The organism is Cellulomonas flavigena DSM 20109 (assembly GCF_000092865.1).
In the GTDB taxonomy this organism is placed as follows: Bacteria; Actinomycetota; Actinomycetes; order Actinomycetales; family Cellulomonadaceae; genus Cellulomonas; species Cellulomonas flavigena.
On the sequence record NC_014151.1, the window covers coordinates 2,413,793 to 2,434,494 of the forward strand.

The 20,702-nt window shown below is 73.7% G+C and carries 18 protein-coding genes; 10 read left to right on the top strand and 8 right to left on the bottom strand.

From position 1 onward, the window contains the following. Positions 1-170: 170 nt before the first annotated feature. On the top strand, positions 171-965 hold the full coding sequence (locus CFLA_RS10985; protein ID WP_013117394.1) for a transglutaminase-like domain-containing protein: 795 nt from the start codon (positions 171-173) through the stop codon (positions 963-965). 30 nt (positions 966-995) lie between these two features. Here CFLA_RS10985 and dnaG read toward each other — a convergent pair whose 3' ends face one another. Beyond that, positions 996-2,951 carry a DNA primase gene (gene dnaG / locus CFLA_RS10990; RefSeq protein WP_013117395.1) on the bottom strand — a complete coding sequence of 652 codons (1,956 nt, stop codon included), beginning with the start codon at positions 2,949-2,951 and terminating at the stop codon, positions 996-998. A 160-nt stretch (positions 2,952-3,111) separates the two neighbouring features. Between dnaG and CFLA_RS10995 the strand changes: the two genes are divergently transcribed. Next, positions 3,112-3,444 carry a YciI family protein gene (locus CFLA_RS10995; protein WP_245530368.1) on the top strand — a complete coding sequence of 111 codons (333 nt, stop codon included), beginning with the start codon at positions 3,112-3,114 and terminating at the stop codon, positions 3,442-3,444. 21 nt (positions 3,445-3,465) lie between these two features. Here the strand turns inward: CFLA_RS10995 and CFLA_RS11000 are convergent, their stop codons facing one another. The 4 genes from CFLA_RS11000 to CFLA_RS11015 all read right to left on the bottom strand — a co-directional run bounded on the left by CFLA_RS11000 (position 3,466) and on the right by CFLA_RS11015 (position 8,745). After that, positions 3,466-4,749, bottom strand: coding sequence for a deoxyguanosinetriphosphate triphosphohydrolase (locus CFLA_RS11000; RefSeq protein ID WP_013117397.1), 1,284 nt, complete (start codon positions 4,747-4,749; stop codon positions 3,466-3,468). Positions 4,750-4,827: 78 nt separating this feature from the next. Next, the gene (locus CFLA_RS11005; protein WP_013117398.1) at positions 4,828-5,733 is read right to left on the bottom strand and encodes a sugar ABC transporter permease; all 906 of its coding nucleotides are present in this window, start codon (positions 5,731-5,733) and stop codon (positions 4,828-4,830) included. Position 5,734: 1 nt separating this feature from the next. Next, complete coding sequence (locus tag CFLA_RS11010) at positions 5,735-7,375, bottom strand: ABC transporter permease subunit (RefSeq protein ID WP_013117399.1); 1,641 nt, start codon at positions 7,373-7,375, stop codon at positions 5,735-5,737. Positions 7,376-7,512: 137 nt separating this feature from the next. Next, the gene (locus CFLA_RS11015) at positions 7,513-8,745 is read right to left on the bottom strand and encodes a sugar ABC transporter substrate-binding protein (protein ID WP_013117400.1); all 1,233 of its coding nucleotides are present in this window, start codon (positions 8,743-8,745) and stop codon (positions 7,513-7,515) included. A 201-nt stretch (positions 8,746-8,946) separates the two neighbouring features. On the opposite strand from CFLA_RS11015, the gene CFLA_RS11020 reads away from it, so the two are divergent. Further along, complete coding sequence (locus CFLA_RS11020; protein ID WP_187291297.1) at positions 8,947-9,972, top strand: LacI family DNA-binding transcriptional regulator; 1,026 nt, start codon at positions 8,947-8,949, stop codon at positions 9,970-9,972. Between the two features lie 164 nt (positions 9,973-10,136). Then, complete coding sequence (locus CFLA_RS11025; protein WP_013117402.1) at positions 10,137-11,840, top strand: glycoside hydrolase family 13 protein; 1,704 nt, start codon at positions 10,137-10,139, stop codon at positions 11,838-11,840. 75 nt (positions 11,841-11,915) lie between these two features. Here the strand turns inward: CFLA_RS11025 and CFLA_RS11030 are convergent, their stop codons facing one another. Further along, a complete protein-coding gene (locus CFLA_RS11030; protein WP_013117403.1) occupies positions 11,916-13,022 on the bottom strand; it encodes a carboxylate-amine ligase in 1,107 nt (368 codons plus the stop codon). On the opposite strand from CFLA_RS11030, the gene CFLA_RS19540 reads away from it, so the two are divergent. From CFLA_RS19540 to CFLA_RS11040, 3 genes are all read left to right on the top strand, one after another. Continuing rightward, positions 13,021-13,293 carry a zinc-binding dehydrogenase gene (locus CFLA_RS19540; protein WP_081449689.1) on the top strand — a complete coding sequence of 91 codons (273 nt, stop codon included), beginning with the start codon at positions 13,021-13,023 and terminating at the stop codon, positions 13,291-13,293. The two genes, CFLA_RS11030 and CFLA_RS19540, sit on opposite strands and share 2 nt — an antisense overlap. Positions 13,294-13,385: 92 nt before the next feature. Then, complete coding sequence (locus tag CFLA_RS11035) at positions 13,386-13,958, top strand: SigE family RNA polymerase sigma factor (protein ID WP_013117404.1); 573 nt, start codon at positions 13,386-13,388, stop codon at positions 13,956-13,958. Further along, complete coding sequence (locus CFLA_RS11040; protein ID WP_013117405.1) at positions 13,955-14,956, top strand: hypothetical protein; 1,002 nt, start codon at positions 13,955-13,957, stop codon at positions 14,954-14,956. Before CFLA_RS11035 ends, CFLA_RS11040 begins: the two co-directional genes overlap by 4 nt. A gap of 9 nt (positions 14,957-14,965) precedes the next feature. Here the strand turns inward: CFLA_RS11040 and dusB are convergent, their stop codons facing one another. After that, positions 14,966-16,294, bottom strand: coding sequence for a tRNA dihydrouridine synthase DusB (gene dusB, locus CFLA_RS11045; protein WP_013117406.1), 1,329 nt, complete (start codon positions 16,292-16,294; stop codon positions 14,966-14,968). Between the two features lie 203 nt (positions 16,295-16,497). Then, on the bottom strand, positions 16,498-17,886 hold the full coding sequence (locus CFLA_RS11050; protein WP_013117407.1) for a glycine--tRNA ligase: 1,389 nt from the start codon (positions 17,884-17,886) through the stop codon (positions 16,498-16,500). 139 nt (positions 17,887-18,025) lie between these two features. Here CFLA_RS11050 and CFLA_RS11055 point away from each other — a divergent pair, with 139 nt between their 5' ends. Genes CFLA_RS11055 through CFLA_RS11065 form a run of 3 tightly spaced genes read left to right on the top strand, consistent with a single transcriptional unit; the run spans position 18,026 to position 20,690 of the window. Further along, positions 18,026-18,961 (top strand): metal ABC transporter substrate-binding protein, encoded by a 936-nt coding sequence (locus tag CFLA_RS11055; RefSeq protein ID WP_013117408.1) that lies wholly within the window; start codon positions 18,026-18,028, stop codon positions 18,959-18,961. Further along, positions 18,958-19,728, top strand: a complete 771-nt coding sequence (locus CFLA_RS11060) for a metal ABC transporter ATP-binding protein (RefSeq protein WP_013117409.1) — start codon at positions 18,958-18,960, stop codon at positions 19,726-19,728. The genes CFLA_RS11055 and CFLA_RS11060 overlap by 4 nt, the downstream gene beginning before the upstream one ends. After that, positions 19,725-20,690 carry a metal ABC transporter permease gene (locus CFLA_RS11065; RefSeq protein ID WP_013117410.1) on the top strand — a complete coding sequence of 322 codons (966 nt, stop codon included), beginning with the start codon at positions 19,725-19,727 and terminating at the stop codon, positions 20,688-20,690. The genes CFLA_RS11060 and CFLA_RS11065 overlap by 4 nt, the downstream gene beginning before the upstream one ends. The last annotated feature ends 12 nt before the right edge of the window (positions 20,691-20,702 follow it).

Consider the following 20,702-nt stretch of genomic DNA (forward strand, 5'->3'; position numbering starts at 1 on the left):
CCGCTCGCCCCGGGACCGTCTCCTCGCCCCACCCCCACTCCGTCGTGCCCTCGTCCGCGGCACCCACCGGCACCGTCCGGCTGGGTCCCGGACGCGTCGTCGACCCCTCGTCCCGCCCCCGTCACCACCCGTCGTCCGGCCCGCCTCGGCCGGGGAAGGATCCGTCGTCCGTGCTGCGCTCCGTGGCTGCCCACCTCTCGCTCGACGTCCACAAGCCGCTCGAGCTGCTGCTCGCCGTGGCCGTCGCGGACGGCCCCTACGAGCGCTCCGAGCTGATGCTCGCGCGCACCGACGACGACCCGCTGGACGTGCAGGAGATCAAGACGCCCCACGGAGGTCGGGTCCACCGCATCCTGGCGCCGGCCGGGCGCGTGGTGGTCGACTACCAGGCGACCGTGACGGGCCAGGCGACCGAGCCCCCGGTGGAGGACGTCGACCTCGTGGAGTACCGCCGCCCCAGCCGGTACGTCGACTCCGACCGGTTGCTGGCGTTCGCGCGCGACCAGTTCCGCGGCCTCGAGGGGCCGGCGCTGCTCGACGCCGCGGTCACCTGGGTCGCCGAGCACGTGAGCTACGCGCCGGGCACGAGCCTGCCGACCGACGGCGCGAGCGACACGCTCCTGAAGCGGCGCGGCGTCTGCCGGGACTTCGCGCACCTCGTCGTGGCCCTCCTGCGCGCGTGCGACGTGCCCGCCCGCCTGGCGTCGGCGTACGCGCCCGGGCTCAAGCCCATGGACTTCCACGCGGTGGCCGAGGCGTGGGTCGACGGCGCCTGGTACGTCGTCGACGCGACGCGCCTCGCACCGCGTCCGTCGCTGCTGCGCATCGCGACGGGCCGGGACGCGACCGACACCGCGTTCCTGTCGTACTACGGGGGCAGCCTGCGGCTGCGGTCGATGACCGTCACCGCGGTGACTGACACCAAGGTCACCGACGACGGCACGGGGCTGGTCGCGCTGCGCTGAGCCCGGCAGCACCGGGTCGCCCGGTCCGTGTCAGCCCGCGCGCAGGGTGCGGCGCTGCGCCTCGAGGTCGAGCAGCTCGGAGAGCAGCGCGCGCTGCTCCGACGGGTCCGCGTCGTCACCCAGCCGCTGCAGGCGGCCGCGGACGTCCGCGACGCGGCGCGTCAGGCCGACGTCGACGAGCCGTGTGACGACGCCGCGGACGAACGCCGGCAGGGCCGTCGGGCGGTCCTCCGGCAGCGGTGCGACCGACAGCTCGGTGAGCAGGGGGCGTACCGGCTCGGCGGCGGCCTCGATGACCGCCTCGACCCACGCCGCCTCGCCGCCGTGCGTCGCGATGTCGACCGCCACCGCGATGCCGCCGGCGGCACGGACCGCCTCGTGGACGGCGCGGTAGGCCGGTGCGGCGCACGCGTCGGCCGGCAGGTCGTCGAACTCCCGCGGCACGAGCGTGGGATGCTGCAGCACCACCTCCAGCGCGGTGCGCTCCACCTGCGCGACGGGGTCACGGCGGTCGGGTGCCGCCATCCGCGCGACCGGGACCACCGCCGGGGCGTCGTCGGGGCGCCCGCCGGGCCGTGCGACGACGTCGCGGTCCGCCTGCCGGGCCCCGGGACGCGGTGCGCGACGCGCGTCCGCGACGGCGCGCCGGACCCCGCTCACGTCGTCCATGCCGAGCCACCCGGCCAGCAGACGCTCGTACTCGGGCCGCAGCGCGGAGTCACGGATGCTCGCCACGACGGGCGCGGCGGCGCGCAGCGCCCGGATGCGCCCCTCGGCGGTGCCGAGGTCGTGTGCGGCGAGCGTCGAGCGGATGACGAACTCGAACAGCGGCTGCCGCGAGGCGACGAGCGCAGCCACCGCGTCCGGGCCCCGCGCCTGGCGCAGGTCGCAGGGGTCCATGCCCGACGGCTCGACCGCGACGAACGTCTGCGCCGAGAACGCCTGGTCCTCGCCGAACGCGCGCAGCGCGGCCTTCTGGCCGGCCGCGTCGCCGTCGAACGTGAAGACGATCTCGCCGCCGACCGACGCGCCGCCCGCGAGCTGTACCCCACCCGCTCCCCCGTGGTCCCCCACGAGCCGGCGCACGATGCGCGCGTGGTCGGTCCCGAACGCCGTGCCGCAGGTGGCCACCGCGGTGCGCACGCCCGACAGGTGCATCGCCATGACGTCGGTGTAGCCCTCGACGACCACGACCTGCTTCTGCTTCGAGATCTCCCGCTTGGCCAGGTCGATCCCGTACAGCACGTGCGACTTGCGGTACAGCGGCGTCTCGGGGGTGTTGAGGTACTTGGGACCGTTGTCGTCGTCGAGCAGCCGGCGGGCACCGAAGCCGACCGTCTCGCCGGTGACCTCGCGGATCGGCCACACCAGACGCCCGCGGAACCGGTCGTAGATGCCGCGCTGCCCCTGGCTGACCAGTCCGGACGCCGTGAGCTCGGCCTCGGTGAACCCCCGGCCGCGCAGGTGGCGCAGCAGGCCGTCCCAGCCCTGCGGCGCGAAGCCCACGCCGAACTCGTCGGCCGCCGCGCGGTCGAACCCGCGCTCGGCGAGGAACGTGCGCGCCACCGCGGCCTGCGGCGTGACGAGCTGCTCACGGTAGAACTCCTCGGCCACGCGGTGCGCGTCGAGCAGCCGCCGGCGCTTCCCCGGCTCCTCGCCGGGACGCGCGGGCCCGCCGCCCTCCTCGTACCGCAGCTGCATGCCGACGCGCGACGCCAGGTACTCGACCGCGTCGGTGAAACCCAGCCCGTCGACCTGCTGGACGAACGCGATGACGTCGCCGCCCTCGCCGCACCCGAAGCAGTGGTACCGCCCCACCTGCGGGCGGACGTGGAACGACGGCGACCTCTCGTCGTGGAACGGGCACAGCCCCTTGAGCGAGCCGACGCCCGCGGGCCTGAGCGCGACGTGCGCGCCGACGATCTCCTCGATGCGGACGCGCTCGCGGACGGCCTCCACGTCCTCCCGCAGAATTCGTCCGGCCACGGGCGTGAGTCTAGGCGCCCGTGGCAGCGGCGTGACCCGGCGGCCGGGTGGTCGCGCGCCCCGCGCCACCCGTGGTGTCGAATGTCGTGCGGGCGGCACGTCATGGCGGGTGACGGGCGGACCGCGCCCGCGACAGCACGAGGAGGACGACGTGGAGTACATGCTCTTCATCTGCACGGACCCCGAGGGCGAGGAGCCCGCGCCGGGCGACCTCACGATCGAGGAGTGGGGTGCCGACGTGGACGAGCGTGGCGTCTGGCGGCACGGTGACCGGCTGCGTCCCGTCGAGGCGGCGACGACCGTGCGGCGCCGGGGCGACCGGGTCGTCCTTTCCGACGGACCGTTCGCGGAGACCCGCGAGCAGATCGCGGGGTACGACGTCATCGAGGCGGCCGACCTCGACGAGGCCGTCGCGATCGCGGCGGCGCATCCCATGGCGCGCGCGGGGCGCGTCGAGGTGCGCCCGGTGTGGCCGCTGGACGCGGGCGACTGATCCCCCGGGCCGGTCGGCGCCTCAGTGCCGCGGCGGGTGCACGAGCCGGGTGTGCAGCTCCACCGCCGAGACGTCGGTGAGCGAGGCGACCTGGTCGACGACGACGCGCAGCCGCCGCGCGTCGTCGTCGGCCGCGCGCCAGTCGGCCGCGAACGGCGGCTCGAGCACGTCGGCGCCACGGTCGGCCATGACCTCGACGAGGTCGGCGAGGATCTCGCGCTGGCGCAGGTACAGCGGCTCGAGCTCGCGCGGCGCCATGACGTACGCCACGGCCAGGCCCTTGAGCACGAGGATCTCCGCGAGCGTCTCGTGCGGCACGACGAGCTCCGCCGCGTACCGCGTCAGCGGACCCTCGCCGTAGCGGGCACGGGTGGCCTGCTGCGCGGCCTTCGCGAACCGCCCGATGAGCTGGCTCGTCGCGTCCTTGAGCACCGCGAGCGCGCGGCGTGAGCCGTCGAACCCCGCCTCCCAGAACCGTGCCGCGACGAGCCGGTCCATCGCGGCCTGCAGCTCGTCGGCCGTGACCTCGCTGCCGTACCAGGTGTCGACGGCCTCGACGACCCGCGCACGCTCGTCGGGGCGCGTGAGCACCCCGAGGTCGAGGCGCCCGCCGACCACGGCGTCCTCGACGTCGTGCACGGAGTACGAGATGTCGTCCGCGAGGTCCATGACCTGCGCCTCGAGGCACTTGCGCCCCGCGGGCGCGTCGGCGCGCAACCACGTGAAGACCGGCAGGTCGTCCTCGTAGACGCCGAACTTGTGGGTCGGGCGGCCGCTGGCGGGGCTGATCGGACCCTGCCCGTGGCGCCACGGGTACTTCACGGACGCGTCGAGGCTGGCCCGCGTGAGGTTGAGCCCCACGGAGCGACCGTCGGGCGCGACGACCTTGGGGTCCAGGCGCGTCAGCAGGCGCAGCGTCTGCGCGTTGCCCTCGAACCCGCCGATGCCGCGCGCGATCTCCGCGAGGGCGCGCTCGCCGTTGTGGCCGAACGGCGGGTGCCCGAGGTCGTGCGCGAGGCACGCGGAGTCGACGACGTCGGGGTCGCAGCCCAGCGCCTTGCCGATCTCGCGGCCGACCTGCGCGACCTCGAGCGTGTGCGTCAGGCGCGTGCGCACGAAGTCGTCCGACGAGGGGCCGAGCACCTGCGTCTTGGCGCCGAGGCGCCGCAGCGCCGAGGAGTGCACGAGGCGCGCGCGGTCACGCTCGAACGGGGTCCGCTCGCGGGACTTCTCCCCCTCGGCCACCCACCGCTCGCGGTCGGCGTCGGCGTACCCGTCGGCGCTGGTCACGGTGGGGGCGGTCACGTGCCCAGGGTAGAGGCCGCCCGCGACGTGCCGCGGTGCGGTTGCTCACACCGGCACGTCACGAGCGGCCCGACCTCGTCAGCCCTTGACCGCACCGGCGGTCAGGCCGCCCACGATGTACTTCTGCAGGAAGAGGAACAGCACGAGCACGGGCAGCGCCGTGATGACGGCACCGGCGGCGAACAGGCCCCAGTTCGCCTCGAGCAGCGACGACACCCATCCGTACAGCCCCACGGCGACCGTCCAGTTGCGCTCCGACTGCAGGACCAGGCGGGCGATGATGAAGTCGGCGAAGGTGCTGATGAAGGACAGCAGCGCGACGACCGCGAGGATCGGGGTCACCAGCCGCAGGATGATCGTCCAGTAGGTCTGCGCGTGCGTGGCGCCGTCGATCTTCGCGGCCTCGTCGAGCTCCTTGGGCACGGTGTTGAAGAACCCGTACATGAGGAACGTGTTCACCCCGAGCGCGCCGCCCAGGTACACCGCGATCAGCGCGATCTTGCTGTTGAGACCGAGCGCCGGCACGACGTTGCCCAGCGAGATGAGCAGCAGGAAGATCGCGACGAACGCGAGCATCTGCGGGAACATCTGGACGATGAGCAGCGTCGTCAGGCCGACGCGGCGCCCCGTGAACCGGAAGCGCGAGAACGCGTAGGCCGCGGCCGCGCCCATGAGGACGGTGCCGATGCCGGTCGCGATCGCGATCTGCAGCGTGTTGCCGAGCCAGCGCCAGAACATCGTGCCGCCCAGCGCGTCGTAGTTGGCGGGGCTGAGCGACGAGAAGAGGCGGTTGGACCCGGTCAGCGTGCCGCCGTCGGCCAGCGACGCCGAGATGACGTAGACGATCGGGAAGGCCGCGTAGGCGACGGCGATGACGCCCACCAGGTGCCGCCAGCCGAGCTCGGCGAACCAGCGGTGGGGTCGCATGCGCGGCACTGCGGAGAACGACTTGCGGGTTGCGCGCGTGACGTCGGTGGTGGCCATGTCAGTTGATCTCCTCGAACTGCTTCGTCCGCTTGAACGTGATCGCGGAGATGGTCGCCACGATGAGGAAGATGACGATCGACAGCGCGCTGGCCAGGCCGTAGTTCTTGGCCGCGGTGCCGTCGAGGCCGGACACCGAGTAGACCATCGAGATGAGGATGTCGGTGTGGCCGAGCGGGACCGACGCGTCGGCGAAGCGCGGGCCGCCGCCGGTGAGCATGTAGATGAGCGTGAAGTTGTTGAAGTTGAAGGCGAACGACGAGATGAGCAGCGGCGAGGTCGCGACGAGCAGCAGCGGCAGCGTCACCGACCGCCACGTCCGCCACGCGCTCGCACCGTCGACCTTGGCGGCCTCCAGCACGTCACCCGGCAACGACTGCAGAGCACCGGTGCAGATGAGGAACATGTACGGGAAGCCGAGCCACAGGTTCACGCCGAGCACGGAGAGCTTGGCCAGCCAGGGGTCCGTGAGCCACGGGATCGCGGCACCGCCGAGCAGCACCTGGTTGACGAAGCCGTAGGAGCGGTTGAGCATCCCGGACCACAGCAGCGCCGCGAGGAACCCGGGGATCGCGTACGGGAGGATCAGCAGCGTCCGGTAGGCCTTGCGTCCCCGCAGCCGCGTGTCGTTGAACGTGATCGCGAGGAACAGCCCGAGCAGGAACGTCGTGACGACCGACAGGATCGCGAACGCGAACGTCCACACCAGGATCCGCAGGAACGGACCGGCGTAACGCTCGTCGGCGAACGCGGTGCGGAAGTTGTCGAGACCGACCATGACGCGCCAGCCGACGTTGAGCCGCTGCCCGTCGTCCGACCGGAACCAGCCGTCGGAGGTCGCGCGGTAGACGGTGCCGGTGGTGACGTCGGTCATCGTGTCCGCGTCCGCGTCCCACTCCAGGGTCGGGACGGCGAGGAAGCCGGTGCGGGCGTCCTGCGTGCGCACCGAGCCGTCGTTCGGGTCGTCGGAGAAGGCGACCCGCAGGCTCGTCACCTCCGACTGCCGGGCGAGCACCTCGCCGCGATCCAGCACGGTGGCGCCCGGCACCTCGGTCACGCGTCCGTCCTCGGCGCGTGCGCCGGGCTCCACCGTCAGCGGCTGCTCGGCCGTCCCCACGAGGACGTCACCGCCGTCGATGATCGCGAAGCCCAGCTCGTCCCCGCGCTCGACGACGGCCAGCGGGTAGGTCGCGGAGCCCTCGACGCGGCGCTCGTTCTGGACCAGCAGCGCCTCGACGGCGTGCTCCTTCGTCGAGTTGTGACCGTCGCCGTAGTTGGTGAACGCGACCCAGCCCGTGTAGCCCACGACGTACACCTGGAAGACCAGCAGGAACGCGAGCCCCGGCAGGATGTACTTCAGCGGTGTCGTGCGGCGGGAGAAGTACACCCAGTCCGCGACGACGACGAGCACGACCATCGCGGCGAGGATGCCGAGGTGGCCCTCGCGCCAGGCGGCGAGGACGCCGAAGACGCCGAGGGCGTTGACGACGGCCATGAGCGCGATCTTGACGAGCGTGCCGGGGCGCACGGGTCCGCGCCCTGCACCGCTGCGCCCGCGCGACGGCGCGGGTGGGACGTCGGTCGGGCCGCCGGCGGCGTCGGCGGGTCCGACGGGGCCGGCAAGGGTGGGCTGCGAGGACATCGCGGGACCTTCCGTGGGGTCGTGGGCGGCGCGTCGGTGCGCCGGGAAGGCGTCGCCCGTCAGGCACGACGGGGGCGACGGGGGCGACGGGGGCGGCCGCGCCGCGGGTGGTCACCCGCGGCGCGACCTGCCACGGGTCAGGACCCGATGGCTCCCTGGATGTCGGCCACCATCTTGTCCCAGGCGGCGACCGGCTCGGACGTGCCCGAGATGATGTTGGCCTCGGTGACGCCCCAGAACGCCCACACGGAGCCCATCTCGGGGATCGACGGCATCGGGACCGCGTCGGCGCCGACGGCCGCGAAGCCCGCCGTGATCGGGTCGGACGAGGCCGTCTCGGCCGCCGACTTCAGCGCCGGCGGGCGGCTGCCCGCCTCGTAGAGCGCGAGCTGCGCCTCGTCGGTCGCGACGTAGTTGACGAGGAAGTCGTTCGCGAGCAGCGCGTTGTCGCTCTGCGCCGAGACGTAGAAGCCCTGCACACCGACGAAGGGCTGCGCGGGCTGCCCGCCTGCCGACGGGATCGGGTCGATCGCCAGCTCGAGGTCGGCGAACTGCTCGAGCATCCACGGCCCGCCGACGATGAACGGCGACTCGCCGTTCTTGAAGGCCTCGACCGCGATGTCGTACGTGATGTCGGTCGACAGCGTGCCGGCCTGGCCCTGCGCCTGCAGCCACGTCGCGAACGCCTGGCCGGGGGCACCGCCCAGCGCGAGCTCGGCCGTGTAGGAGCCGTCGTCGTTCTGCACGAAGACGGGGGCGCCGAACGACGTCTGGAACGGGTAGTACGTGTACGGGTCACCCTCGGTGCCCGTCTGGATGAGGAACGGGTACGGGGTTCCCGCTGCGCGGCCGGCAGCGATGGCGTCGTCCCACGTCGCGGGAGCTGCGGACGCGAGCGCCGTGTTGCGGATGAGCGCGATGTTCTCGATCGCGTAGGGCAGGCCGTAGACCTGGCCGTCCTGCGTGAAGGCCTGGACCGCGACCTCCTGGAAGTCGCCGGCCTTGTCGCCCAGCTCGATGGGAGCCACGACGCCGTTGCTCGTCATCTCACCGAGCCAGTCGTGAGCCCCGACCGTGAGGTCCGGGCCCTCGCCGGTGGGCACCTGGGCGAGGAAGTCCGCCCGGATGTCCTCGAAGTTCTTGAGCACGAGCTCGACGTCGACGCCGTTCTCGTCCTCGAACGCCTTGGCCGCCGCCTCGACCGCGGCCTGCCGCGTCTCGTCGACCCAGACCACGAGGCTGCCCTCCGCCGACCCGCTGGTCGGCTCCGCCGTCGTGTCGCCTGCCGTGTCCTCGCCGGCCCCGCCGCAAGCGGTCAGCGTCAGCGCCAGGCCGAGCGTGATCGCTCCGGCCGAGATGCCTCGTCGCATCGTTCTCTCTCCTGATCGTCGTCTCTGCTGTCCGACGAGTCAGCGCTTCGCCGCCGTCGGCTCGTGCCGTGACCGTAAGCGAGTTGAAGCCCCCCTTGCAAGTCGTTACAGTAACTTTCTGACAACGCTGACAGGACGCACACCCCAGGTGCGCCGCGCGGAGGACGAGGAGGTCCGGTGACCCCGACTACGCTGCCGTCTGTGCGCACTCGTCTCACCGACCTGGCCGAGCAGGCCGGGGTCAGCACCGCGACCGTGTCGCGCGTGCTCAACGGGAAGCCGGGCGTCTCCGCACAGGCGCGACAGGCCGTGCTCACGGCCCTGGACATGCTCGGCTACGAGCGCCCCGAGAAGCTGCGCATGCGCTCGGCCGGGCTTGTCGGGCTGGTCGTCCCCGAGCTCACGAACCCCGTCTTCCCCGCGTTCGCCCAGGTCATCGAGACGATGCTGAGCGACCGCGGGTACACCCCCCTGCTGTGCACCCAGTCCCCCGGCGGCACGACCGAGGACCAGTACGTCGACCTGCTCATGGAGCACAGCGTCGACGGCATCGTCTTCGTCTCGGGCCTGCACGCGGACACCACCGCGAGCAAGGACCGCTACCACCGCCTGCGCGGCCGGGGCGTGCCGCTCGTGCTCGTCAACGGCTTCGCCGAGGGCGTGGACGCCCCCGCGGTGTCCACGGACGACACCGCGGCCATGGACCAGGCGATGCGTCACCTGCACTCCCTCGGCCACCGCGAGATCGGGCTCGCCATCGGGCCCACGCGGTTCGTCCCCTCGCAGCGTAAGCGCGACGCGTTCACCGCGCTCCTCGAGAAGCAGGGCGTCACGTCGCCCGAGCAGCACGTCGTGTCCACGCTCTTCACGGTCGAGGGCGGGCACGCCGCCGCTGCCGAGCTGTTCCGCTCCGGGCACACGGCCGTGATCTGCGGCTCCGACCTCATGGCGCTCGGTGCGGTCCGCGCCGCCCGCACCCTCGGTCTGGGCGTGCCCGACGACGTGTCGGTGGTCGGGTTCGACGACTCGCCCCTCATCGCGTTCACCGACCCGCCCCTGACGACGGTGCGCCAGCCCGTCGCCGCCATGGGGCACGCGGCGGTGTCCGCGCTCGTCTCCGAGATCACCGGCACCCCGGCGTCCCGCGCCGAGCTGCTGTTCCACCCGGAGCTCGTCGTGCGGGGCTCCACCGGGACGGCCCCCGCACCCTCGTCCGCCAACCGCTGACGACCTCGCGCCCGCGACGGCGCCTGAGCGGCCGCGACGCGCCGTGCCCCTCCCCCGCGCCCGTCCTCCCCACGCCCGTCCCCGCCGGCCCGTTCCCCTGCCCCAGCCCCTCCCACGTCGCGGCACGACCCATCGCCACGACGCCCCCACCAGGAAGGTTCGCCGTGTCCCTCGACGCCCTCACCACGACGCTGGTCCACCGCCCCGACACCGACACGCAGTGGTGGCGCACCGCCGTGATCTACCAGGTGTACCCCCGCTCGTTCGCGGACGCGTCGGGCGACGGCGTCGGGGACCTGCCGGGCGTGACCGCGCACCTCGAGCACCTCGTCGAGCTGGGCGTCGACGCCGTCTGGCTGTCGCCGTTCTACCGCTCGCCCCAGGCCGACGCGGGCTACGACGTCGCCGACTACCGCGACGTCGACCCGCTGTTCGGCACGCTCGCCGACGCCGACGCCCTCGTGGCGCGTGCGCACGAGCTCGGCCTGCGCGTGATCGTCGACCTCGTGCCGAACCACACGTCCGACGAGCACGTCTGGTTCCAGGCGGCGCTCGCGGCAGCACCCGGCTCCCCGGAGCGCGCCCGGTACCACTTCCGTGACGGCCGCGGCGAGCACGGCGAGCTGCCTCCCAACAACTGGGGCTCGATCTTCGGCGGTCCCGCCTGGACCCGCACGACCGACGCCGACGGCTCGCCCGGGCAGTGGTACCTGCACCTGTTCGACTCCAAGCAGCCCGACCTCGACTGGGACAACCCCGAGGTCCGCGCGGAGTTCGAGGACGTGCTGCGGTTCTGGCTCGACCGCGGGGTCGACGGCTTCCGCGTCGACGTCGCGCACGGCATGGTCAAGGCCCCCGGCCTGCCCGACTGGGACGGGCACGTCGCGATGATCGACGGTGCCGACGACACCGAGCAGGTCAACGGGTCCGGCAACCAGGGGCCGATGTTCGACCAGGACGGGGTCCACGACATCTATCGCGCCTGGCGTCGCGTGCTCGACGAGTACGACGGCGAGCGCGCCATGGTCGCCGAGGCCTGGGTCGAGCCGCTGTCGCGCCTGGCGCGCTACGTGCGCCCGGACGAGATGCACCAGGCCTTCAACTTCGCGTTCCTCGCCGCCGGCTGGGACGCCGCGGCGCTGCGGCGCGTCATCGCCGCGTCGTTCGCGGCGAACGACGCGGTGGGGGCGCCGACGACGTGGGTGATGTCGAACCACGACGTCGTACGGCACGCGTCGCGCCTCGGGCTGTCCGACCCGACCCACCGGCCCAACGGCATCGGGCACGGCGACGAGCAGCCGGACGCCGCGCTCGGGCTGCACCGCGCCCGGGCCGCGACGCTCCTGATGCTCGGGCTGCCCGGCTCCGCATACGTCTACCAGGGCGAGGAGCTGGGCCTGCCGGACCACACGTCGCTCGACGACGACCTGCGCCAGGACCCGGCGTTCTTCCGCACCGGCGGCGTCGAGCGCGGGCGTGACGGCTGCCGCGTGCCGCTGCCGTGGGTGGGCGACGCGCCCGGGTTCGGTTTCTCCCCCACGGGTGCGACGTGGCTGCCGCAGCCGGCCGACTGGGCGGACCTCGCCGTCGACCGGCAGCGCGGACGCGAGGGGTCGACCTACGAGCTGTACCGCGCCGCGCTGCGCCTGCGCCGCGCCGAGGGGCTGGGCCCCGGCGGTCTGGAGTGGCTCGACGCTCCGGGTGGTCGGGACGTCGTCGCGTTCCGCAACGGCGACGTCGACGTGGTCGCGAACCTGGGCGACGAGGACGTGCCGCTGCCCCGCGACGCGCACGCACTGCTCGCATCCGGCCCGCTGACCGACGGCACGCTTCCCGCGGGTACGACGGTCTGGCTCCGCACCCCCTGACACTCCCCGCCGACCGGAACCCGGCTCACCGATCGAGACCCGAGACGGTGAGCGGTGTTCCGGTCGGCGGGCGGGTCACGCCAGCGTCGCCGCGGCGGCCCGCTCGACGACCGCGGGCAGGCCGCCCTCACGCGCCCACGCGCGCTGCTCGTCGGCGCCCGTGCCGCGCCGCCACAGCCCCGCCAGCAGCTCCTGCACCATCGGCAGGTCGCCGGTGTCGGTCAGCGCGGGGCGCACGTGGTCGAGCAGGTGCGCCACGGCGTCGGCGGCCGGCACCGGTGCCAGGGCGGGCGGCACGACGAGGTCGCCGGAGAGCCCGCTGCGCCCCGCGCGCCACGTCGCGGCCCGCAGCACCTCGTCCCGCTCCGTCACCGGCGGCACGCCGTCGGCGGCCTCACGGGCGGCGGTCTCGACGATCCCCCGCGTCAGGGCGGCGAGCAGCACGGCGTCGTCGGCGCGCAGGCAGATGTCCGCCACGCGCACCTCGACCGTCGGGTACTTGGCCGAGAGCCGGGCGTCGAAGTAGATCATCCCCGGGTCGAGGGCGACGCCGGTCTCGATGAGGTCCGCGACGGTGGCGTGGTACGCCGCGGCGGAGCCGAAGGGCGCCGTGGGGCCGGCCGTGGGCCAGCGGGACCACATCTGTGAGCGGATGCTCGCGAAACCGGTGTCCTCGCCACGCCAGAAGGGCGAGTTGGTGCTCAGCGCGAGCAGCACGGGCAGCCAGCCGGCGATCCGGTCGAGGACCGCCACGCCCTCCTCGTCATCGGCCACCGACACGTGGACGTGGCAGCCGCTCGTGAGCATCTCGCGCACGGTCATCGCGTACTGCCGCGCCATCCGGTGGTAGCGGTCGCCCTCGCTGAGCGTCGGCTCGCCCGGCACCGGGGACGTGGCGAGGGCCGCGAGCCGCGCCCCCGCGTCCTGCGCCGCGCGGGCGGCACGACGACGGCCCGCGCGGACCTCCCCGACCAGGTCGCGCAGCTCGAGGCAGGGACGCGTGCCGGTCTCGAGCTGCTCCTGCTGCAGCTCGGGCTCGAGCCCGCCGCCCGGCTCCGGCCCGCCGTCCACGTCACCACTCGTGCGCTGCTCGTACGCGGCGAGCGCCGCCTCCGCCACACCCGTCGGTGCCCCGTCCGGGCCCACCAGCAGGTACTCCTCCTCGACGCCCACGGTCCGCATGGCGAGAAGTCTGCGGGCCGCGGGCCCGTCGCGCGCGTCGAGAGCGGCGAGGTACAGCTGGGCGGGGCCCGGGCGGTCCGGTCCTGCCGCGCGAGGCGGTCGAGCCCGTCGAGCACCAGATCGAGCCCGAACTCGCCCCGTCATCGACCGGACCCTCCCCGTCGAGGAGATCGTCGAGGCGCACCGGTACGTCGACACCGGCCGCAAGCGCGGTGCGGTGGTGCTGCGCGTCCGCCCCGAGGACGGCCCCGGGGACGCCGGCCGGGCCTAGTCTCGCGCCATGACCAGTCGTGGCGGGGCGACCGACGACGGGAGAGACGCAACCTCGCGGCCTGCTCGTGCGTCGTCCAGGACGTGACGAGCATGCAGCTGCGCCCGCCGCCCGACCCGGCCCTGCCCGCGGAGACCGTCCCGGTCACCGCGCGCGCCTCGTCCCGCGCGGGCCGTGACGAGGAGTTCACCGCGTTCATGACGCAGGCCGCACCGGCCTTGCTGCGCACCGCGTGGCTGCTCGTCGGTGACGCCCACCGCGCCGAGGACCTCACGCAGCAGGCGCTCGTGCGCACCTACACCGCGTGGCCGCGCGTCCGCGACGGCAACCCGACGGCGTACGCGCGCCGCGTGCTGGTCAACCTGCGCACCGACACGTGGCGTCGGCGGCGGCGCGAGGTCCTCTCCCCACCCGACGAGCTCCCCGACCTCGCCGCCCCGCAGGACACCACCACCGAGGACCGCGACCAGCTGGACCGGGCCCTGCAGCGACTCACCCCGCGGCAGCGCCGCGTCGTGGTGCTGCGCTACCTCGTGGGCCTGTCCGAGCGGGAGGTCGCCGACGACCTGCACGTCAGCGTGGGCACCGTGAAGTCCACCGCGTCACGCGCGCTCGCCTCGCTGCGCGACTCACTGACCGACCCGAGCACCGGGAGCACCTCATGAATCCCGTCGACGAGCAGGTCCTCGACGCTCTGCGGCGGCACGCCGACGCCGCACCGCCCATGACCGTCGACGTCCGCACGACGGTCGCCGCCGGACGTCGCCGCCGCGCCCGCACGACGGCGGGAGTCGCCGCCGCGGCGGCGACGCTCCCCGTGGCGGTCGCCCTCGCGCTGGGCGCCGGGCTGGGCGACCGGGGCACCGCGCTGCCCGCGGTCACGGAGCCGTCGCCGCCCACCGCCTCCGCCGTGCCCGCGGTACCGCCCGGGACCGACGCGCCCGCACCCCCGCCGGTCGAGCCCGCCCCCGGTCTCCGGGCGGCGAGCGGGCTCGGACAGCGGACGCTGCCGGACGGGACGGTGGTGTGGGACACCGGACTCACCGACCGCTCCGGGCAGTCGTCGCTCGCGTTCTGGCCCCGCGGACAGGCCACCGACGGGACGGTCCGCGTCGGGTTCGGCGAGCTGCTCGCCGGACACGTGCTCGACCACCAGGACCTCGTCGGGGACCCGCGCGCCACCCTCGCGGACCACGGGAGCGACGTCGGCTACGGCGAGCAGTACGACATCACCATCGGCGACCGCGGCGACCTCGCCGACCACATCCCCGCCTGGGAGACGGGCACCTACGTCGAGGCCTCGGTGGGCGTCGTGCCCGCGTGGATGCCCGGTGCCCGGGTCGCGCTCGGGCTGTGGCACGGGGCCGAGCTGCCGGGCGGCGGCCGGCTCCACCTCGTCGAGCTGCCGACCTTCACCCTCGACCCGTCGCCGGGCCCGGAGCTGTACGCGTACACCATGGACCCGAGCCTGCTGCTCGACGCGCAGCACGGACCGCACGGCCCCGAGGTCCAGGGCCCGCCGCTCGTCGTGTTCGTCGGCACGGACGGTGCGACCTACGTCAACGGCGTCCCGGTCACGCCGCAGTGGATCGGGTCGTGGGTGCCGGCCGAGCACGTCGACACGGTCGTCGCGGAGCTGCGCGCGATGGGTGCCACCCTCTGAGCGCAGCGCTCAGCCGCCGGAGACCGACAGCTCCGCCTCGTGCAGGTCGCGCCGGAACTCCTCGGACAGCTCGCGGGAGTCGAGCCATCCGTACGGCAGGATCGGCCGCTTCGGCGAGCCCGCGCGCCCGCGGGGCCCCTCGGCGCCCTCGCCGGGGTACGGCTGGTCGAGGTCCAGGCGTGCGAGCAGGTCGTCCAGCTCGGCCAGCGACGACACGAGGCCGAGCTGGGCGCGCAGCTCACCGCCGACGACGTAGCCCTTGAAGTACCAGGCCATGTGCTTGCGCATCTCGCGCAACGCCTTGTTCTCGTCGTCGAAGTGGTCGACCATCAGCTCGGCGTGCCGGCGCACGACGTGCGCGACGTCCCGCAGACCGGGCCGGATGCGCACGTCGGACCCGGCGAACGCCGCCGCGAGGTCGGCGAAGAGCCACGGCCGCCCCTGGCAGCCGCGGCCGACGACCACGCCGTCGCAGCGGGTGTGCGCGACCATCGCCAGGGCGTCCTCGGCCGACCAGATGTCACCGTTGCCGAGCACGGGGATGTCGGTGACCGCCTCCTTGAGCGTCGCGATCGCGTCCCAGTCGGCGGTGCCGGAGTAGTAGTCGGCCGCGGTCCGCCCGTGCAGAGCGACGGCCGCGACGCCCGCGTCCTGCGCGGTGAGCCCCGCCTCGACGTAGGTCAGGTGGTCCTCGTCGATGCCCTTGCGCATCTTCACCGTCACCGGCACGCCGTGCGGGCGCGCGGCGTCGACGGCCGCGCGCACGATCGATGCGAACAGCTCGCGCTTCCAGGGCAGCACGGCACCGCCGCCACGGCGCGTCACCTTGGGCACGGGGCAGCCGAAGTTGAGGTCGACGTGGTCGGCGCGGTCCTCCTCGACGAGCAGCCGCACCGCCGCGCCCACGGTCGCGGGGTCGACGCCGTAGACCTGCACCGAGCGCGGCACCTCGTCCGGCTCGAAGGCGATGATCCGGAACGACTCGGGGCTGCGCTCGACGAGCGCGCGGCTCGTGAGCATCTCGGCCACGTACAGCCCGGCGCCGGACTCGCGGCACAGCCGGCGGAACGCCGCGTTGGTCACGCCCGCCATCGGCGCGAGCACGACCGGGGTGTCCACGGTGATCGGGCCGATGCGCAGCGGCGGCAGGACCGGGCGGACGTCGGGGCCGGTCGGGGTCACGTCGGAGGCGTCGGTCGGTGGGAGCACCGGCCCATTGTCCCCTGCAGAGCCCCCGAGCCGCTCCACCACGGTGGTGCCACGGACCAGCCCAGGGTCCACGAGCGCCGGGACGAAGCTCAGGTCCTTCTCCCGCCGGCGCACAGCTCGGCGACACACAGGTCCTCGGCGTCGAGGCACCATCCCGTGAACCGGGCTCACCCCACCTGCAGCCATCTGCACGATCGCGCAGCAGCTCGCCAGGCCGTCGTCACGCGCACCCCGCGGCCGGGTACCGCACCGGGGGCGCACAGGAGAGCGACAGCGGTCAGGGGCGGCGGTGGGTGCGGGACGTCGCGGGTCCCGCACCCACCCCGAGGATCTCAGGCGCCGACGAGGCGCTGCGCGAGGTACCCGGTGACCTGGTCGAGGGCGACGCGCTGCTGCGACATGTCGTCGCGGTGGCGGATCGTCACGGCCTGGTCGTCGAGCGTGTCGAAGTCCACCGTGATGCAGAACGGCGTGCCGATCTCGTCCTGGCGGCGGTAGCGGCGACCGATGGCGCCGGCGTCGTCGAAGTCGACGTTCCAGCTCCGGCGCAGCTCGGCGGCCAGGTCGCGCGCCTTGGGGCTGAGCTGCTCGTTGCGCGAGAGCGGCAGCACAGCGGCCTTGACGGGCGCGAGGCGCGGGTCGAGCTTGAGCACGGTCCGCTTGTCGACGCCGCCCTTGGTGTTGGGCGCCTCGTCCTCGCTGTACGACTCGACGAGGAACGCCATGAGCGAGCGGGTCAGGCCTGCGGCGGGCTCGATGACGTACGGCACGTAGCGCTCGTTCTTGGCCTGGTCGAAGAACGACAGGTCCTGGCCGGAGTGCTCCGAGTGCGTGCCGAGGTCGAAGTCCGTGCGGTTCGCGATGCCCTCGAGCTCGCCCCACTCGCTCCCCGAGAAGCCGAACTTGTACTCGATGTCGACCGTGCGCTTCGAGTAGTGCGACAGCTTCTCGGCCGGGTGCTCGTAGTGGCGCAGGTTCTCGCGCGCGATGCCGAGGTCGACGTACCAGTCGGTGCGCGTGTCGATCCAGTACTGGTGCCACGTCTCGTCGGTGCCGGGCTCGACGAAGAACTCCATCTCCATCTGCTCGAACTCGCGCGTGCGGAAGATGAAGTTGCCGGGCGTGATCTCGTTGCGGAACGACTTGCCGATCTGCCCGATGCCGAACGGGGGCTTCATGCGCGCGGCGGTGTAGACGTTCTTGAAGTTCACGAAGATGCCCTGCGCGGTCTCCGGGCGCAGGTAGTGCAGCCCGGACTCGTCCTCGACGGGGCCGAGGTACGTCTTGAGCATCATGTTGAAGTCACGGGGCTCGGTCCACTGTCCGCGCGTGCCGCAGTTGGGGCACGCGATCTCGGCCAGGCCGGTCTCGGGCGCGCGGCCCTTCTTGGCCTCGAAGTCCTCCAGCAGGTGGTCCTCGCGGAACCGCTTGTGGCAGGACAGGCACTCGGTCAGGGGGTCGGTGAAGACGCCGACGTGCCCCGAGGCGACCCACACCTGACGAGGCAGGATGACGGACGAGTCGAGGCCGACGATGTCGTCACGGCTCGTGACCATCGCGCGCCACCACTGACGCTTGATGTTCTCCTTCAGCTCGACGCCGAGCGGCCCGTAGTCCCACGCGGAGCGGGTGCCGCCGTAGATCTCGCCGCTGGGGAAGACGAACCCCCGGCGCTTGGCGAGCGAGACGACGGAGTCGAGACGGGAGGGTGCGGCAGCCACGAGGTTTCTCCTGGTCGAGGAAGTCCGCGGCTGGGTGCCGCGGAGGACAACCGCCCCAGGCTATCGGTCCACGGGCGGGGCCCCGGACAGCCCCCCTTCGTTTTGACAACGGTTCTCGTCCAGGTTGAGAATCGGTCTCATGTCCAGGTCCCCGCTGCCACCCGCGCTCGTCGTCGCCCCCGCCCTCGCGGTGCTCGCCCTCGCCGGCTGCGCGCCGGGCTCCGCCGGCACCGGGAGCCCTGCGGCGAGCGGCGGGACCGTCGAGGTGCTCGCGTCCTTCTACCCGCTGCAGATGGTGGCGCAGGAAGTGGGCGGCGACCGGGTGACCACCGGCTCGCTCACCCCGCCGGGAGCGGAGCCGCACGACGTCGAGCTCTCCCCCGCCCAGGTCGCGTCCGTCAGCGCGTCCCAGCTCGTCGTGTACCTCTCGGGGTTCCAGCCCGCCGTGGACGACGCCGTCGAGCAGGCCGGGCCCCGGCACGTCGTCGACGCTGCCGACGTCGCCGACCTCGTGGCCACCGAGGACGAGCACACCGAGGACGAGCACGCCGACCACGGTGACCTCGACCCGCACTTCTGGCTCGACCCGACACGCGTGCCGCCGGTCGCCGACGCCGTCGCCGACGCGCTCTCCGAGATCGACCCCGAGGGCGCCGACACCTACCGCGCGAACGCCGAGGCACTCGCAGCCCGCCTGACCGCGCTGGACGAGGAGCTCACCTCCGGGCTCGCCACCTGCGAGCGCCGCGTGGTCGTCACCTCGCACGAGGCGTTCGGCTACCTCGCCGCGCGCTACGACCTCGAGCAGGTCGGGATCTCCGGTGTCGACCCGGAGACCGAGCCGTCCCCCGCGCGACTGCGCGAGGTCGGCGACGTCGTCCGGTCCGAGGGCGTCACGACCGTCTTCTTCGAGACCCTCGCCTCGCCGAAGGTCGCCCGGACGCTCGCCGCCGACCTGGGCGTCGAGACCGCCGTCCTGGACCCCCTGGAGGGGCTGCGCGACGACACTGACGACTACTTCTCCGTCTCTCGTGACAACCTCGAGGCGCTGCGCGTGGCATTGTCCTGCTCGTGAACGCGATCGAGGCCACCGGCGTCCAGGTGACGCTCGGCGGCCGTCCCATCGTCCGCGAGGTCGACCTCACCGTCCCCACGGGGCAGGTCCTCGCCCTGCTCGGCACCAACGGCTCGGGCAAGTCGACGCTGGTCCGGGCACTGCTCGGCGTGGTGCCGACCGTCGCGGGGGACGTGCGCCTCCTCGGCGCACCGCTCGGGCGTGCCGTGCCGTGGGAGCGCGTCGGGTACGTGCCGCAGCGCGTGGGCGCGCCGGGCGGGGTGCCGGCGACCGCGCTCGAGGTGGTCGTCTCCGGGCTCCTCCACGGCCGGCGGCTGCGCCCGCCGAGGGACCGCCGTGCGCGGGCCCTCGCGGCGCTCGACGCCCTGGGCGTCGGCCACCTGCAGGACCGCCGCGTGCAGGAGCTGTCGGGCGGGCAGCAGCAGCGCGTGCTCATCGCTCGGGCGCTCGTCCGACGCCCCGCGCTGCTCGTGCTCGACGAGCCGACGTCCGGCATCGACCTGCCGACGCAGGAGTCGTTCGTCACCGCGCTGTCCGAGCTGCGTGACGCCGGCACCACGGTGGTGGTGATCCTCCACGAGATCGGCCCCTTCGCGCCGCTCGTCGACCGCGCCGTCGTGCTGCGCCACGGGCGTGTCGTGCACGACGGTCCCCCACCGCCCGCGCGCGGCGAGCACGGGGCCGTCGACCACGACCACACGCACCCCCACACCGACCCTGCCGCGCCGTCGGACGGCCCGGACCTCACGCTGGAGGTGACCCCGTGACCGGCTGGGAGCAGGTGCTCACGCTGCTCGGCTCGCCGCTCATGCAGCGCGCGCTGCTCGCGGCCGTGCTGGTCGGGGCCGCCGCCCCCGTCGTCGGGACGTTCCTCGTGCAGCGCCGCATGGCGCTCATGGGCGACGGGATCGGCCACGTCGCGCTCACCGGCGTGGCCGTGGGCTGGCTCGTCGGCAGCTGGGCCGCCGCGTCCCCGGCGGACGCGCTCGCCGTGCCGGGGGCCGTCGTCGCCGCCGTCGTCGGCTCCGTCGTCATCGAGGTCGTGCGCGAGCGCGGCCGCACCAGCGGTGACCTCGCCCTGGCGATCATGTTCTACGGCGGGATCGCCGGTGGCGTGCTGCTCATCAAGGTCGCCGGGGGCACCAACGCCAACCTCATGGGGTACCTGTTCGGCTCGATCTCGACCGTCTCGACACCCGACCTGTGGTGGACCGCGGGCCTGGCCGTGCTCGTGCTGACCGTCGGCGTCGGCCTGCGCTGGGCGCTGTTCACCGTGAGCCACGACGAGGAGTTCGCGCGCGCCAGCGGGCTGCCGGTGCGCGTGCTGTCGATGCTCGTCGCGACCCTCGCCGCGCTCACGGTGACCATCGCGATGCGCGTCGTCGGCCTGCTCCTCGTCAGCGCGCTGATGATCGTCCCGGTCGCGGTCGCGCAGGTCGTCGCGCGGTCGTTCGGGCGGACCATGGCGCTCGCCAGCGCGACGGGGGTCGCCGTGAGCGTCGCAGGGCTGCTCGTCACCTACTGGAACGACGTCCCGCCCGGTGCCACCATCGTCGTCCTCGCGATCGCGGTGTACGCCGCCACCGCCGCGCTCCACCCGCTGCTCGCACGGCGGCGCACGGAGCACGACCCGCACCCCGACCTGTCGGACGACGTCCTCGTGCCGGCCACCGACCCCCGGTGCGACGACGACGCGCCGGCCGCCCCGGCGGGACCCCCGACCAGGTAGGAGCGACCGCCA